The organism is Cupriavidus sp. WKF15 (genome assembly GCF_029278605.1).
Classification (GTDB): domain Bacteria; phylum Pseudomonadota; class Gammaproteobacteria; order Burkholderiales; family Burkholderiaceae; genus Cupriavidus.
Genome location: NZ_CP119572.1, coordinates 205,482 through 218,732, shown reverse-complemented (window position 1 = coordinate 218,732; position 13,251 = coordinate 205,482). Strand labels below are relative to the sequence as shown.

Annotated in this window: 18 protein-coding genes; 8 read left to right on the top strand and 10 right to left on the bottom strand. The window is 68.1% G+C overall.

Annotated elements, in window-relative coordinates; translation table 11 throughout:
- Positions 1-26 precede the first annotated feature (26 nt).
- Complete coding sequence (locus tag CupriaWKF_RS01015; protein WP_276099200.1) at positions 27-935, top strand: LysR family transcriptional regulator; 909 nt, start codon at positions 27-29, stop codon at positions 933-935.
- An 11-nt stretch (positions 936-946) separates the two neighbouring features.
- Here CupriaWKF_RS01015 and metW read toward each other — a convergent pair whose 3' ends face one another.
- The 5 genes from metW to argB form a co-directional block, all read right to left on the bottom strand.
- Positions 947-1,558: a methionine biosynthesis protein MetW gene (gene metW / locus CupriaWKF_RS01010; protein WP_276099199.1), complete on the bottom strand. Its 612-nt coding sequence runs from the start codon at positions 1,556-1,558 to the stop codon at positions 947-949.
- On the bottom strand, positions 1,555-2,727 hold the full coding sequence (locus CupriaWKF_RS01005) for a homoserine O-acetyltransferase (protein WP_276099198.1): 1,173 nt from the start codon (positions 2,725-2,727) through the stop codon (positions 1,555-1,557). The genes metW and CupriaWKF_RS01005 overlap by 4 nt, the downstream gene beginning before the upstream one ends.
- A gap of 284 nt (positions 2,728-3,011) precedes the next feature.
- Positions 3,012-3,677 carry a nucleoid occlusion factor SlmA gene (gene slmA, locus CupriaWKF_RS01000; RefSeq protein WP_276099197.1) on the bottom strand — a complete coding sequence of 222 codons (666 nt, stop codon included), beginning with the start codon at positions 3,675-3,677 and terminating at the stop codon, positions 3,012-3,014.
- Entirely contained in the window at positions 3,674-4,678 is a 1,005-nt protein-coding gene (locus CupriaWKF_RS00995) for a pyrimidine 5'-nucleotidase (RefSeq protein ID WP_276099196.1), read from the bottom strand. The genes slmA and CupriaWKF_RS00995 overlap by 4 nt, the downstream gene beginning before the upstream one ends.
- A gap of 38 nt (positions 4,679-4,716) precedes the next feature.
- Positions 4,717-5,634 carry an acetylglutamate kinase gene (gene argB / locus CupriaWKF_RS00990; RefSeq protein ID WP_039008462.1) on the bottom strand — a complete coding sequence of 306 codons (918 nt, stop codon included), beginning with the start codon at positions 5,632-5,634 and terminating at the stop codon, positions 4,717-4,719.
- A gap of 257 nt (positions 5,635-5,891) precedes the next feature.
- Between argB and CupriaWKF_RS00985 the strand changes: the two genes are divergently transcribed.
- The 3 genes from CupriaWKF_RS00985 to CupriaWKF_RS00975 are packed head-to-tail and all read left to right on the top strand — an operon-like array spanning position 5,892 to position 6,949.
- The gene (locus CupriaWKF_RS00985; protein ID WP_276099195.1) at positions 5,892-6,485 is read left to right on the top strand and encodes a sigma-70 family RNA polymerase sigma factor; all 594 of its coding nucleotides are present in this window, start codon (positions 5,892-5,894) and stop codon (positions 6,483-6,485) included.
- A gap of 18 nt (positions 6,486-6,503) precedes the next feature.
- Complete coding sequence (locus CupriaWKF_RS00980) at positions 6,504-6,734, top strand: zf-HC2 domain-containing protein (protein ID WP_276099194.1); 231 nt, start codon at positions 6,504-6,506, stop codon at positions 6,732-6,734.
- On the top strand, positions 6,731-6,949 hold the full coding sequence (locus CupriaWKF_RS00975; RefSeq protein WP_276099193.1) for a cysteine-rich CWC family protein: 219 nt from the start codon (positions 6,731-6,733) through the stop codon (positions 6,947-6,949). The genes CupriaWKF_RS00980 and CupriaWKF_RS00975 overlap by 4 nt, the downstream gene beginning before the upstream one ends.
- On the opposite strand, the gene CupriaWKF_RS00970 is transcribed toward CupriaWKF_RS00975, so the two are convergent.
- Positions 6,934-7,452, bottom strand: a complete 519-nt coding sequence (locus CupriaWKF_RS00970; RefSeq protein ID WP_276099192.1) for a DMT family transporter — start codon at positions 7,450-7,452, stop codon at positions 6,934-6,936. The two genes, CupriaWKF_RS00975 and CupriaWKF_RS00970, sit on opposite strands and share 16 nt — an antisense overlap.
- A gap of 94 nt (positions 7,453-7,546) precedes the next feature.
- Between CupriaWKF_RS00970 and CupriaWKF_RS00965 the strand changes: the two genes are divergently transcribed.
- On the top strand, positions 7,547-8,482 hold the full coding sequence (locus CupriaWKF_RS00965; protein WP_276099191.1) for a LysR family transcriptional regulator: 936 nt from the start codon (positions 7,547-7,549) through the stop codon (positions 8,480-8,482).
- Here CupriaWKF_RS00965 and CupriaWKF_RS00960 read toward each other — a convergent pair.
- On the bottom strand, positions 8,446-8,628 hold the full coding sequence (locus CupriaWKF_RS00960) for a hypothetical protein (protein ID WP_276099190.1): 183 nt from the start codon (positions 8,626-8,628) through the stop codon (positions 8,446-8,448). The genes CupriaWKF_RS00965 and CupriaWKF_RS00960 overlap by 37 nt on opposite strands.
- Positions 8,629-8,652: 24 nt before the next feature.
- Positions 8,653-9,129: a copper chaperone PCu(A)C gene (locus CupriaWKF_RS00955; RefSeq protein ID WP_276099189.1), complete on the bottom strand. Its 477-nt coding sequence runs from the start codon at positions 9,127-9,129 to the stop codon at positions 8,653-8,655.
- Between the two features lie 158 nt (positions 9,130-9,287).
- Between CupriaWKF_RS00955 and CupriaWKF_RS00950 the strand changes: the two genes are divergently transcribed.
- Together CupriaWKF_RS00950 and CupriaWKF_RS00945 are read left to right on the top strand one after the other, a co-directional pair.
- On the top strand, positions 9,288-10,643 hold the full coding sequence (locus CupriaWKF_RS00950) for an ATP-binding protein (RefSeq protein WP_276099188.1): 1,356 nt from the start codon (positions 9,288-9,290) through the stop codon (positions 10,641-10,643).
- The gene (locus CupriaWKF_RS00945; RefSeq protein WP_276099187.1) at positions 10,640-11,251 is read left to right on the top strand and encodes a response regulator transcription factor; all 612 of its coding nucleotides are present in this window, start codon (positions 10,640-10,642) and stop codon (positions 11,249-11,251) included. The genes CupriaWKF_RS00950 and CupriaWKF_RS00945 overlap by 4 nt, the downstream gene beginning before the upstream one ends.
- 15 nt (positions 11,252-11,266) lie before the next feature.
- On the opposite strand, the gene CupriaWKF_RS00940 is transcribed toward CupriaWKF_RS00945, so the two are convergent.
- On the bottom strand, positions 11,267-11,563 hold the full coding sequence (locus CupriaWKF_RS00940) for a hypothetical protein (RefSeq protein WP_276099186.1): 297 nt from the start codon (positions 11,561-11,563) through the stop codon (positions 11,267-11,269).
- Between the two features lie 270 nt (positions 11,564-11,833).
- Here CupriaWKF_RS00940 and CupriaWKF_RS00935 point away from each other — a divergent pair, with 270 nt between their 5' ends.
- Positions 11,834-12,391, top strand: coding sequence for a YcnI family protein (locus CupriaWKF_RS00935; protein ID WP_276099185.1), 558 nt, complete (start codon positions 11,834-11,836; stop codon positions 12,389-12,391).
- Positions 12,392-12,529: 138 nt separating this feature from the next.
- Here CupriaWKF_RS00935 and CupriaWKF_RS00930 read toward each other — a convergent pair whose 3' ends face one another.
- Positions 12,530-12,982, bottom strand: a complete 453-nt coding sequence (locus CupriaWKF_RS00930) for a PA2169 family four-helix-bundle protein (RefSeq protein ID WP_276099184.1) — start codon at positions 12,980-12,982, stop codon at positions 12,530-12,532.
- Positions 12,983-13,251: the final 269 nt, after the last annotated feature.

Sequence of the window (13,251 nt, the reverse complement as noted above, 5' to 3'; positions counted from 1 at the left end):
TCAAGTCACAAGAAGCGGAGTCCGTTATGCAGGCTGCATCACTGAACGCGATGACGGTGTTTGCACGCGTGGTGGAATGCGGCAGCTTTTCCGCCGCCGCACGGGACCTGGGCATGACTGCGTCGGCCGTCAGCCGCCATGTCTCGCGGCTGGAAGCCACGCTCGGCGCAAGCCTGCTGCAGCGCACCACGCGGGCCTTTGCCCTGACCGAACTCGGCCATGCCGTCTATGCAGCCTGCGCGCGCATGACGGCAGCCGCGCGCGAGGTCTCCGCGCTTGGCACCGACCATGCCGGCGAGCCGCATGGCGTGCTGCGCATCAGCGCCCCGGTCGTGTTCGGGCAGACCTGGCTGGCACCGCGCCTGCCGGCGCTGCTGGCGCGCTACCCGGCGCTGGAGCTGCAGGTGACGCTGGCCGACCGCATGGTGGACCTGGTGGAAGAAGGCCTGGACGTGGCGATCCGCATTGCGCGCGAACTGCCGCCGGGCCTGGTGGCGCGGCCATTGCGCGAGGTGCGCTACCGGCTGGTGGCGTCACCGGCGTGGGTGCGCGAGCACGGGGCGCCGGGGCGGCCCGAAGACCTGCCGCACGCGCGCTGCCTGTACCTGGGCTATGGCGCGTTCGGCGAGCGCTGGTCGCTGCGGCACAGGGCCTCGGGCGATGACGTCACCGTGCGCATCCCGCCGCGCTTCACGCTCAACAACAGCGTGGCGATCGTTGCCATGGTGGAACGCGACGCGGGCATCGGGCTGGTGCCCGATTTTTCCGCCGCGGACGGGCTGGCGGCCGGGCGGCTCGCCACGGTGCTAGACGATTGGGACATCCTGGAGCCCTATGTCGGCACCGCCTATGCGGTGTACACCCCCACGCGGCACGTGCCGCCCAAGGTGCGAGCCTTCGTCGACCACCTGGTCGACACGGCGTCAGCTCCCTGACGCCAGTCCGCTCAGGCCGAGCAGACCCGGTACACCGCCAGGCTGCCGCGCCAGTTCACGCCCCAGTTCACGGTGATGCCTTCGTGCATGACTACGCGGTCGAGCACGCGCAGGCCCACCTTGGGCGCCAGCGCCTCGAAGTCGCTGATGGTCAGCACGCGCACGTTCGGCGTGTTGTACCACTGGTACGGCAGCGATTCCGACACCGGCATGCGCCCGCGGAACACCGACAGTCGGTGCGGCCAGTAGCCAAAGTTCGGGAACGAGACAATGCACTCCCGCCCGACGCGCAGCGTGTCGCGCAGCACCTGCGCGGTATTGTGGATGGTCTGCAGCGTCTGCGACAGGATCACCGTGTCGAAGCTCTTGTCCTCGAACAGCGCCAGGCCGCCTTCCAGGTTCTGCTGGATGACATGGACGCCCTTCTGCGCGCAGGACAGCACGCCTTCGTCGCGGATCTCGATGCCGTAGGCCTGCACTTCGAGTTCGTCCTGCAGCACGCGCAGCAGGCTGCCGTCGCCGCAGCCGAGGTCGAGCACGGTGGACTTGGGTTCGACCCAGCGGGCAATCGCGCGGAAATCGGGCCGCAGCGCCAGGATGTTCGGATTGGCCAGGGCGTTCATGCGCCGATCTCCTCTGCGATGCGGTCGTAGTAGGCACGCATCAGGTTGTGGTAGCGCGGATCGTCCAGCAGGAAGGCGTCGTGGCCATGCGGCGCGTCGATCTCGGCGTACGAGACCGGGCGCTTGTTGTCGAGCAGCGCCTTGACCAGCTCGCGGCTGCGGTTCGGCGCGAAGCGCCAGTCGGTGCTGAAGCTCGCCACGAGGAAGCTCGCCTGCGTCTGCGCCATTGCGCGCGTCAGGTCGCCGCCGTAGGCCAGCGCCGGGTCGAAATAATCGAGCGCGCGCGTGATCAGCAGATAGGTGTTGGCGTCGAAGTACTCGGCGAACTTGTCGCCCTGGTAGCGCAGGTAGCTTTCCACCTGGAACTCGACGTCGAACGAGAAGCGGATGTCTTCGGACTTCAGTTCGCGGCCGAATTTCTCGGCCATGTCCTCGTCCGACAGGTAGGTGATATGGCCGATCATGCGCGCCACGCGCAGGCCGCGCTTGGGCTTCACGCCATGCGCGTAGTAGTTGCCGCCGTGGAAATCGGGGTCCGACAGGATCGAGCTGCGCGCCACCTCGTTGAAGGCGATGTTCTGCGCCGACAGCTTGGGCGTGGACGCGATCACGATGCAGTGGCGCAGGCGCTGCGGGTACATCAGGCTCCAGGCCACCGCCTGCATGCCGCCGAGGCTGCCGCCCATGACCGCGGCGAACTGCGTGATGCCGAACGCGTCGGCCACGCGCGCCTGCGCGTTGACCCAGTCCTCCACCGTCACCACCGGGAACATCGCGCCATAGGGCGCGCCCGTGGCGGGGTTGGTGCTCATCGGCCCCGTGGAGCCGAAGCACGAGCCCAGGTTGTTCACGCCGATGACGAAGAAGCGGTTGGTGTCGAGCGGCTTGCCCGGGCCCACCATGTTGTCCCACCAGCCCACGTCACGCGGATCGTCCGCATAGACGCCGGCCACGTGGTGCGACGCGTTGAGCGCGTGGCAGACCAGCACGGCATTGGAGCGGTCGGCGTTGAGCGTGCCGTAGGTCTCGACCATCAGGTCATAGCCGGCGATCGACGAACCGTTGCGCAGCTTCAGCGGCTCCTGGAAATGCATGCGCTGCGGCGTGACGACGCCGACGGAATCATTCGGCAGCGTGAGCGCGGCAGGCGGCAAGGCGACATCAGTCATGGAATCGGCCCACATAGAGCAGGCATAAAAAAACCCGACCGGCAGTGCGTATGAAGCGTCGCAGCCAAGTCGGGCGTTCGCGGTATTCCGCGTGCCGGCGTGAATCCCGATACTGCCTGGGGGCGCCGACCCAACCTCTTTAGCCGCATTTATATTCGCAGACGGAGAATCCAGGATTTTCCGGGACCATCCGGCTGCAGCGCGCCCGCAAGCCAGTCATCAAATCGGCGCGACCGGCAGATTATAGAGCAAACCGCGGAGCAAACGGCGCGGCGTGACGCGAACTACCCAAGCAGCACGCGCAGCTGCGCTTCCGCGCGCTCGCCGGGCGACTTTCGGAAGCCGCTCTTGGCATAGCGGTGCCACTGGCCCTGCACGTAGGCCATGACCAGCGCGGCGCGCAGCGCGATGTCGGCATCGGCCGGGAACGCACCCTGCGTCACGGCGATCTTCAGGCACTGGCGCAGCGACGCCTCGATCCGGTCGACCATCTGGTTGATGCGCTCCTGCAGGCGCTCGTGCTCGCCCACCAGCGCCTCGCCCGTCAGCACGCGCGTCATGCCGGGGTTCTTCTCGGCGAACGACAGCAGCATGCGCACGATCGCCTGCACCTGGCGCAGGCCGTGTTCTTCGTTGGTCGTGATCTGGTTGATCAGGCCGAACACGGTCTGCTCGATGAAGGCGATCAGCCCTTCATACATCTGCGCCTTGCTGGCGAAATGGCGGTACAGCGCCGCCTCCGACACGCTCAGGCGCGCGGCCAGCGCGGCGGTGGTGATCTTTTCCCCGCGCGGATGCTCGAGCATGGCGGCCAGCGTCTGCAGGATCTGGACACGGCGCTCGCCCGGACGCGGGCGCTTGCGCGCCGGCGGCGCGGTCTCGGCGGCCTGCGCGGCGTCCTGCCCGTCCGGCAGGACCGCCTCCGGCGGTGTTCCGTTGCTTTCCATCATGACCCGGTTCTCCGCAATCTGCGTTGTAGTTGGTGCATCGATTGTACTTTTATGTCCACAAAGGCTGGCCGGTTCGGCACGCGTGCCCGCATGCGCGGGACATGGTCCGGCTGTGACTGCGGGGCCAGCGCCGTGCCGCCGGCAGCGGGGGGTACCTGGGATTCGGCCGCGACCAGCGTCACCGAGTGCTCCTGCGCGGCATGGCTGGCGTGCTGGCGGTCTTCGGCCTCCAGCGTCGAGCGCACCGCGGCGTCGCGGCGGTTGCCGGCCGTCTCGCGCGCGGGCGCCGCGTGCGGGCGCGAAGGCGCGATCGTGCGCAGGTAGCCCGTCACCCACGCGGTGCGGATGCCCATGCCGGCGTAGCGCTTGAGGTGTGACAACGTGTCTTCCACCAGCACGGCGCAGTGCGGCGCAATGCCGGCCTGCGCCAGCAGGCGGCGCAGCATGCGCCGGTCGGGCTTGGGGCGCAGGTGCCCGTGCACCCACATCTGCTCGATGGCCACCACGCGCTCGAAGCAATGGCCGATGCCGGCAATGTCCAGCACCGCGCGCGCATAGTCCTGCGGCGCGTTGGTGACGAGGATCTTGCGCCCCGGCAGCCGGCGCAGGTGCGCGGCCAGCCCGGGCCGCACGCGCACCATGTCGGCCAGTTCCGGGAACTCGTGCGCGGCGCGCAGGAAATCCGCCGGGTCCACGCCGTGGTGGCGGATCATGCCGAGCAGCGTCGCCCCGTAGCGCTGCCAGTAGTCGACGCGCACGCGGCTGGCGGTGGCCTCGTCGCAGCCGAGCACGCGCGCCACATAGGCGGTCATCAGCCGGTTGATCGCCGGGAAGATCGCATGCGAGGCATCGTGCAGCGTGTTGTCCAGGTCGAACAGCCACACCGTGCCGCCGGACTGGTCGCCAGCCGGTCGCCGGCGCAGGCGCGCCCTGACGCGGCGCGGATTGGGAAGACTGGATGACACGCCGGACTGGTGGAATTGCAATGAGGGGGAAGACATCGGGCGGCGCCGGGCAGGCGCCACCCCGTGGATGCCGCTCAGTGCGAGCGGATCATCGTGCCGAACGCCTGCTCGGTCAGGATTTCCAGCAGCAGCGAATGCTCGATGCGGCCGTCGATGATGTGCACCGAATGCACGCCGCTCTTGGCGGCATCGAGCGCCGACGAAATCTTCGGCAGCATGCCGCCCGAGATGGTGCCGTCGGCAAACAGTTCCTCGATCTCGCGCGCGGACAGGTCGGTCAGCAGGTTGCCCTTCTTGTCCATCACGCCCGGGATGTTGGTCATCATCACCAGCTTCTCGGCCTTGAGGATCTCGGCCATCTTGCCGGCGACCACGTCGGCGTTGATGTTGTAGGCCTGGCCGTCGTCAGAGAAGCCGATCGGCGAGATCACCGGGATGAAGGCGTCGTCCTGCAGCGCCTTGACCACGGCCGGGTTGATCGCCTCGATGTCACCCACGTAGCCGATGTCGATGAAGGCGCCCGGGTTTTCGCGGTCCGGCATCTGCAGGCGCTTGGCGCGGATCAGGCCGCCGTCCTTGCCGGTCAGGCCCACGGCCTGGCCGCCGTACTGGTTGATCAGCATCACGATGTCCTGCTGGACTTCGCCGCCGAGCACCCACTCGACCACTTCCATGGTCTCTTCGTCGGTGACGCGCATGCCCTGCACGAAGGTGCCGACCTTGCCGACCTTCTTCAGCGCTTCATCGATCTGCGGACCGCCGCCGTGCACCACCACCGGGTTCATGCCGACCAGCTTCAGCAGGATCACGTCGCGCGCGAAGCCGTGCTTGAGCTTTTCCTCGGTCATGGCATTGCCGCCGTACTTGACCACGATGGTCTTGCCGTGGAACTTGCGGATATAGGGCAGCGCCTCGGCGAGGATCTCGGCTTTGAGGGCGGGGGCAATGGCGGCCACCGCAGTCGCGGCAGGTCCGGGGTTGTCGGCGTTCATGGCTTGGGACATCCGTGAGATTCAACAGGTATGATGGCAAATCTGCCGCAAACCTGTGGGAAACTCGCGGGGATCGCCCGAAAGTGCGCCATAGGACCACGGCAGGCGCCGATTTTACAAGAATCCGCGCGGCGCGCGGACAGCCGGCCCCGGAGGCCCCGCACAAGCCGGCCCGATGCGCCGCGTGGGGCACGACATGGCGCGCCGGCGTCATCTTTGCGCAACAGCTCCCCAATCCCACGCGCCACGCCGCCCCGATGCCTCACGACACCGCCGACCTGGAGTCCCTGCGCCCCCACCTGCTGCGCTTTGCCCGGCTGCAGCTGCGCGACGAGGCGCTGGCCGAGGATGCGGTGTCCGACACCCTGCTGGCCGTGCTGGAACATCCGGAGCGCTTTGCCGGCCAGTCGGCGCTGAAGACCTACGTGATCGGCATCCTCAAGCACAAGCTCATCGACCTGCTGCGCAGCGGCCGGCGCGAGGTGCGCCTGGCCCTGGCCACGGACGAGGACGGCGAGGCCCGCTCCGAGCAGGATGCCTTCGACGCGCTCTTCACCCGCAACGGCCACTACCAGGACATGCCGTCCGACTGGGGCGACCCCGACCGGACGTTGGAGCGGCGCGAGTTCTTCGAGGTGCTGCAGGCCTGCGTCGATCGCCTGCCAGCGAAGACAGCGCGCGTTTTCATGATGCGCGAGTGGCTGGAGCTCGAGACCGAAGAAATCTGTCAGGATCTGCAGCTCAGCGCGACCAATGTATGGGTCATCCTGTACCGCGCCCGGATGCGCCTGCGCGAATGCCTGGAACTGAACTGGTTCGGGCTGCCACCCAAGGCCGGCAAGGCGCGCTGACCCGCCCGCAAGGAACCCATGTCCGACTCGCCACGCCCTCACCGCCTGCTGCCCGATTGCGAGGAGGTCCACCACCTCACCATGAAGGCCATGGACCGTCCGTTAGGCTGGGTGGAACGCCTGCGCATGCGCGGCCATCTGCTGATCTGCGCGGCCTGCACGCGCTTCGACGCGCAGATGCGGCTGATGCGCACGGCCATGCGTCGCATGGGCCAGGACGGCGATGAGCCGCCACAGAACCCGTCATGACCGACCCATCCACCGTCCTCACCGGCCAGCTTCGTCCTGTCGAACACTGCAGCGAGTGCGGCGCGGGCTTCGTGTGCGGCTACGTGGCCGGACTGCCCCAGTGCTGGTGCGCCAGCCAGCCGCTGCTGCCCGCGCGCAGGATCGTGCCGGATCAGCATTGCCTGTGCCCGGCCTGCCTGAAAAAGCGGCAGGCGGAAACTCAGGCGCCGGACTGAAGCGGCGGCGCCGCATGCGGCCGCGCGTCGTGCGCCGAACTCCACTGCATCACCACCATGCCGGCGACGATCAGCGCCGCGCCGGCCAGGCGCGCCGGCGTCAGCGCGCGCACCGCAAAGCCAGCCAGCCCGAAGTGATCGGCCAGCAGCGCCGCCGCCACCTGACCCGCGACCACCGCGGCAATAAAGCCCCCCGCTCCCAGACGCGGTGCCATGAGCAGCGCCGTCGTGATATAGAACACGCCGAGCACGCCGCCGGTCCACATCCACGGCGGCTGGCGAACCGCCTGCGGCAGCGCGGGCAGCGGCACCTTGAGGAACCACAGCAGCGGCAGGATCGCCGCAAGGCTGACCAGCAGGGACGCTACGGTGGCCCAGAGCGGATGCCCGAGCCCACGGCCGAGCGTGGTGTTAGCGCCCGCCTGGAACGGGATCGCGGCACCAGCCAGCATGGCGGTGGTAAGAGGGAGAAGCAGGTTTGCGGGTAAGGTCGTGCCAGGCATGGCGCACTCCGTAGGGCAAGATTCGATACCTGACAGTGTGAGATATCGCGGAATGAATTTCCAATTCTGCTTTCATACGTTTATTATTCTCAAAATGAATAGCCTACGCGGAATCGACCTGAACCTGCTGGTGGTGCTGGAAGCACTGCTGGCCGAACGCCATATCTCGCGCGCAGCGCTGCGCCTGCACCTGAGCCAGCCCGCGGTCAGCCACGCGCTCGGGCGCCTGCGCCAGTTGCTCGACGATCCCATCCTGGTACGCGGCAAAGGCGGCCTGGTGCCGAGCGCGCGCGCCCATGAAATCGCCGGGCCACTGGCCGAAGCGCTCGCGCAGGTTCGCATCCTGCTCGGGCCGGGCGGATTCCAGCCGGCCACGGCGCGCCGCAGCTTCCGCCTGGCCATGTCGGACTATGGCGCGCTGGTGGTGCTGCCGCGGCTGCTGCGCGCGGTGCGCAAGGCGGCGCCGAATATCGACCTGGTGGTGACCCAGGCCAGCCGCGAAGCCATGACCGCGCAGGTGGCCGATGGCGAGATCGACATGGCGCTGGGCGTCTTCACGCATCAGCCGGAAGACGTGCACGCGGCCGCGCTGTTCGAGGAAAGCTATGCGTGCGCGGTCGATGCGGCCACAGTGCGCGACGCAGGCCGGCTGGACCAGGTGGCCTACCTGGCGCGTTCGCATGTGCTGGTAGCCACGCACAGCGAGCGCGTCGATGCCATCGACGCGGCCGTGGCCAAAATTGGCGGACGGCGCAAGATCGCCTGCGTAGTGCCGCACTGGAGCGTGGCGCCGGCGCTGATCGCGGGTACCAACCTGGTCCTGACCACGGCGCGCCGCAGCCTGGCGGCGCTGGAGGCAGACCCGCGCTACGCGGTGTTCGATCCGCCGTTCGCGCTCGAGAACTTCACCTTCAGCATGATCTGGCACGACCGCACGGACGCCGATCCGGGCCATACCTGGCTGCGCGAACGCGTGCAGGCTGCCGCGGCCAGTCAGGAATCGGACGAACCAATCAGCTTGCGCGGCTGACGCCGCACCGGCGCCTTGCCTGCCGCGCTGACCGTTTGCGGCGGACCCGGCTTGCGGCCGGCGCCCTTGTCACGCAGCGGTGGCGGCGCGCCCGTGCCGCCGCGGAACACCATCTTCTGGCGGGTACCAAGCTGCTTGTTGGCCATTGCTACCTCGCCGTCCAGACGTGCTTAGTTTTTGTGATCGCCGTGGCCGCTCTGGCTGGCCGTGCTGGCGGCCATGTCGCGCACTTCGGCGTTGACCTTCTGCTCGATCACCTTGCCGCCTTGCTCGATCTTCAGCGTGATGGGCACGGTGTCGCCCTTCTTGAGCTGGCCTTTCAGGTCCGTCAGCATCACGTGGTAGCCGCCGGGCTTGAGTTCCACGTCCTGCATCTTCGGCAGGTCCAGCGACTGGACCTGGCGCATGCGCATGACGTTGCCTTCCATCTTCATCTCGTGCAGCTCGGCCGCGCCGACCGGCGACGACACGCCGATCAGCTTTGCATTCTCATGCGCATGCAGCACCATGAAGGCGCCCGATGCGGTCTGGGTCGGGACCGTGCCGCGCACCCAGGCATTGCTGACGTCGACCTGCGCGAGCGCGGTGCCCGAGGCCAGCAGAGCGAACGAAGCGGCCAGCGTGGCCGCGCGGAATTTGGCTTGCATGTGAGGCTCTCCCGAAAGCAGACATTAGACCATGCCGCCGACGGCTGGTGCCGGCGACGCGGATAACCCGATAGTCTGGCAGCGCCGGGACCGGGCAACCAATGCGGCAAGGTGTCGCACTTGGCGGTGCCCGGGGGCCGCATTGATACACTCGCGGCATGCATGCCGTCTCCGCCGCGACCCACCCGCCAGTCCTGACCAGCTCGCCGCCGCTTCCGGCGACCCCGGCCGCGCGCCCCAGCCTGGTAAGCCTGCGCCGGCTGTTCTGGCTGCGCTGGGCGCTGCTGGCCGGGCAGGCACTGGGCCTGATGTCGTGCGAGCCGATTATCGGCGTCGCCCTGCCGACCAGCCCCCTGCTGGTGGTCTTCGCGCTGCAGGCACTGTTCAACGTGCTGACCGGCCTGCGCCTGCGGCTGCACACCCGCCACGGCTCGGCGCCCCGCGAAGCCGAGCTGATGGGACAGTTCCTCGTAGACCTGACCGCGCTGTCGGCGATCCTGTTCTATACCGGCGGCGCCACCAACCCCTTTGTCTCGTTCTACCTGCCGGGGCTGGCCATCGCCGCGGCCATCCTGCCGTGGCGGCAGGTGGTGGCGCTCGCGTGCTACGCGCTGGCCTGCTACACAGTGCTGCTGTTCGAATACCTGCCGCTGGACCTGCACGACCCGGACAAGGCGGTGAACTACCACCTCGCCGGCATGTGGCTGAACTTCGTGGCCAGCGCGGTGATGATCGCGCTGTTCGTGGCACGGCTTTCCGGCGTGCTGCGACAGCGCGAGGCGCAACTGCACCTGGCACGCGAGCAATTGCTGCGCGAAGCGCGCGTGGAAGACCTCAACGCCCAGGCGGCAGCCGTTGCGCACGAGATCGGCACGCCGCTGGCGACGCTGGCGGTCATCGCCGGTGAACTGCGCGGCGATGCCTCGGACCGCGCGCGCGGCGCCACGCCAGTGGCCGACTACCTGCCAGACCTGCTGACGGTCGAGCAGCAACTGGAGCTGTGCCGCACGATCCTGGCGCGCCTGCGCGAGGATCCGGCCACGCTGGAGCCGCAGTGTATCGATGCCTGGCTGGGCAGCTTCGCCGAGCGCTGGCAGCTGCGCCATCCCAATGCCACGCTGCAGGCCAGTGCCTCGCCGCAGGCTGGCGAACTCGCCATCGAGCCCGCCCGCGTGGGACAGATCCTGACCATCCTGCTCGACAACGCCGCGCGCAGCCAGCAGTCGGCCGGCCATGCACAGATGCCGCTGCGACTGGATATTGACCTCGAGCAGGGCAGCCTCGCGTTCCGCGTCAGCGACCACGGCGACGGCATTCCGCCCGCGCTGCGCGCGCAATTGGGCGAGGCGCCCGTGGCCAGCCCGCATGGCGGCCAGGGCATTGGCCTGTACCTGGCGCAGAGCGGTGCGCGTCAGATGGGCGGCGGGCTCGCGTGGCAGGACCGCCCCGGCGGCGGCACCATCGCCGAGCTGCGCGTGCCGGCCTCTCCTTCTCTTGCAGTCAATCCGTCATGACCGTTACCCACCACCCGGTTCCCGAAGCGACCGCGCCGGCAGGCTCGCCCTTTCTGGTGATCGACGATGACGCCGTCTTTTCCGGCACGCTGGCCCGCGCGCTGACACGCCGCGGCTACGCCGTGCAGGTCGCGCACAACGGCAGCACGGCGCTGGCGCTGGCCGCGCGCACGGCGTTCGCGTATGTCACGCTGGACCTGCACCTGGGCCCGCCGCCTGAAGCAGGCAGCACGGCCGCGGCCGAATCCGGGCTGCAGCTGGTGGGGCCGCTGCGCCAGGCGCTGCCGGATGCGCGCATCCTGGTCCTGACCGGCTACGCGAGCATTGCCACCGCGGTCGCCGCGGTCAAGCAAGGGGCGGATGAATACCTGGCCAAACCCGCGAATGTGGACTCGATCCTCACGGCGCTGATGGCAGGCATCTCGGAGGATGCGGCGGAAGCCGCGCTGGAAGAGCCGGTGCCGCTGTCGGTGGCCAGGCTCGAATGGGAGCATATCCAGCGCGTCCTGAACGAACACGGCGGCAATATCTCCGCGACCGCGCGCGCGCTCAACATGCATCGGCGCACATTGCAGCGCAAGCTGGGCAAGCGCCCGGTGTCGCGCTGAGCCCGCGGCGATCCCTTACAGGCGAAGCTGCACGTAGTCCCACTCGAGCGCATCGCCGGCGCCGTCGGGACCGTCGCCCTGCGCAACGACGCGCAAGGCGTCGCTCGCGTGGCGGTCCGCCAGCGTGAAAAGCTCCCCGGATTGCAGTGCCAGCGTAGCTGCGGCGACGGCCGCGGCGCCCAGGGTGCCGTGCTTCGGCGCGCCTGCGGCTGCGTCCGCCGGACGCACGCACAGAAAGGCAGTCGCTGCTGCGAGTGCGGTCAGCAGCCCGGTGGTTACCACCACCACGCGGCTGAATTGAGTCTTCACCATGTTTCCTCCTGCCAGTAGGTTGTTCGCATGCGGCGGCTACCGCATTTGCCATTCGGCTCAAGGTGCGCAAGGGTCGCATCGCCGGGCCGGTGTGCGCCAGCGTGCTTACCAATGCTTACCAACCTTACCGGCAAGTGGCACGCCGATACGCCCTGACATGAGGCGCTGACATAGGGACCGGCCTGGCCGGCTGCGGCACTACGCCGCATCGGGCGCCGGCGCGCGGCGCCGCGCGCAACGCTAGACTGGCGGGCTGACAAGGAGGACTCCATGCATTTCCTGCTTTCCCGGTGGCGGCACGCGCGCCTGTGGCTGGTGCCGGCCACGCTGATGGCGCTGTCCGCCACGGCATCGGCCCATATCGTCTTTGAACAGAAGCAGGCCGCGGCAGGCAGCTACTTCAAGGGCGCGCTGATGGTCGGCCATGGCTGCAACGGCAGCGCCACGCGCGCCATCACCGTCACCGTTCCCGAAGGCGTGCAGGGAGCGCACCCGCAGCCCAAGGCCGGCTGGCAACTGGAAGTCAGGCGCGCGCCGCTGGCCAAACCCGTCCAATCCCACGGCAAGCTGATGACTGAGGACGTGCGCACGCTGCGCTGGTTCGGCGGCACGCTGGCCGACGCGCATTTCGACGAGTTCGTGATGCTGATGAAACTGCCCGAACAGGGCGGCAAACTGTACTTCCCGGTGGTGCAGGAGTGCGAGAACGGCACGACCGAATGGACCCAGGTGCCGGCAGATGGCCAGACCACGCGCGACCTGAAATCACCGGCGGCGGAGCTGGAGGTGGCGGCGCCTGCGGGACATGAGCACGGGCACTCGCACTAGGGGTCGACTCATCGCTGTGAACGGGTCCTCTGGCTTGGGCCCGAGGCGAAAAGAAGAAGGGGCAGCCGCGGCATCCGGCTGCCCCTTCTTCATCCCGATACGGATCTAGAACGACCGTATCCGCTGGTAGCGCTGGTGCTAGTGGATCTGCATGCCGCGCATGGCATGAAGCCGCTCGTGGTGCAGGCGCAGCGCGTCATACTGGCGCTGGACCGCGGCCGTAGTCTCCGGCGGAAGCGGCTTCATCAGAACGGACTGGTACTGGCGCCTGGCTGTTTCTTCCTCACGCTCGCACAGCCCCAGCAGCGCATCGTCATCGTTCGGCGAGAGCATATGGCGCAAGGCCATCCAGCTACGCGCGAACATGCCGTTCATGCTGCCCCGGTCCGATGGTTCGCCGCCCATGGCGCTGACCATCGATTGCAGCTCCTTGGCCGAGGCGCGGCAGGTTTCCGCGGTACTGGCCAGGATGTCGCGAAGCTCCGCATTGCGTACGTCGCGGGCACCGGCCATGCAGGCCAGTTCGCTGTCCCTGTCGACCTCGATCAGCTGGTTCAGGGCGATCACGGTTTGTTTCTGGTTGACGTCCATGGAATTCTCCCAACACGCCCGGAGAACGGCCTTTCCGTCATTTTCCAGGCTTCGCAAGAAAAGGAGCCACGCGGTGTGGCCGACCCTGGGTGCATCGTTCGTGAACCCCGACGCTACCGATGGACCGTGTACCGCTGGACCCGATTGCCTGCGCCGTCACTGCGTCGGAGATCGGGCGCCTTTTCATGATAGGAAATGCATGGCGGGGGGATGAGGGCAAGGGTTTGGGGAATGGGTAATGTGGGTGCTTGGCAGGCGCTGCTGTTTCG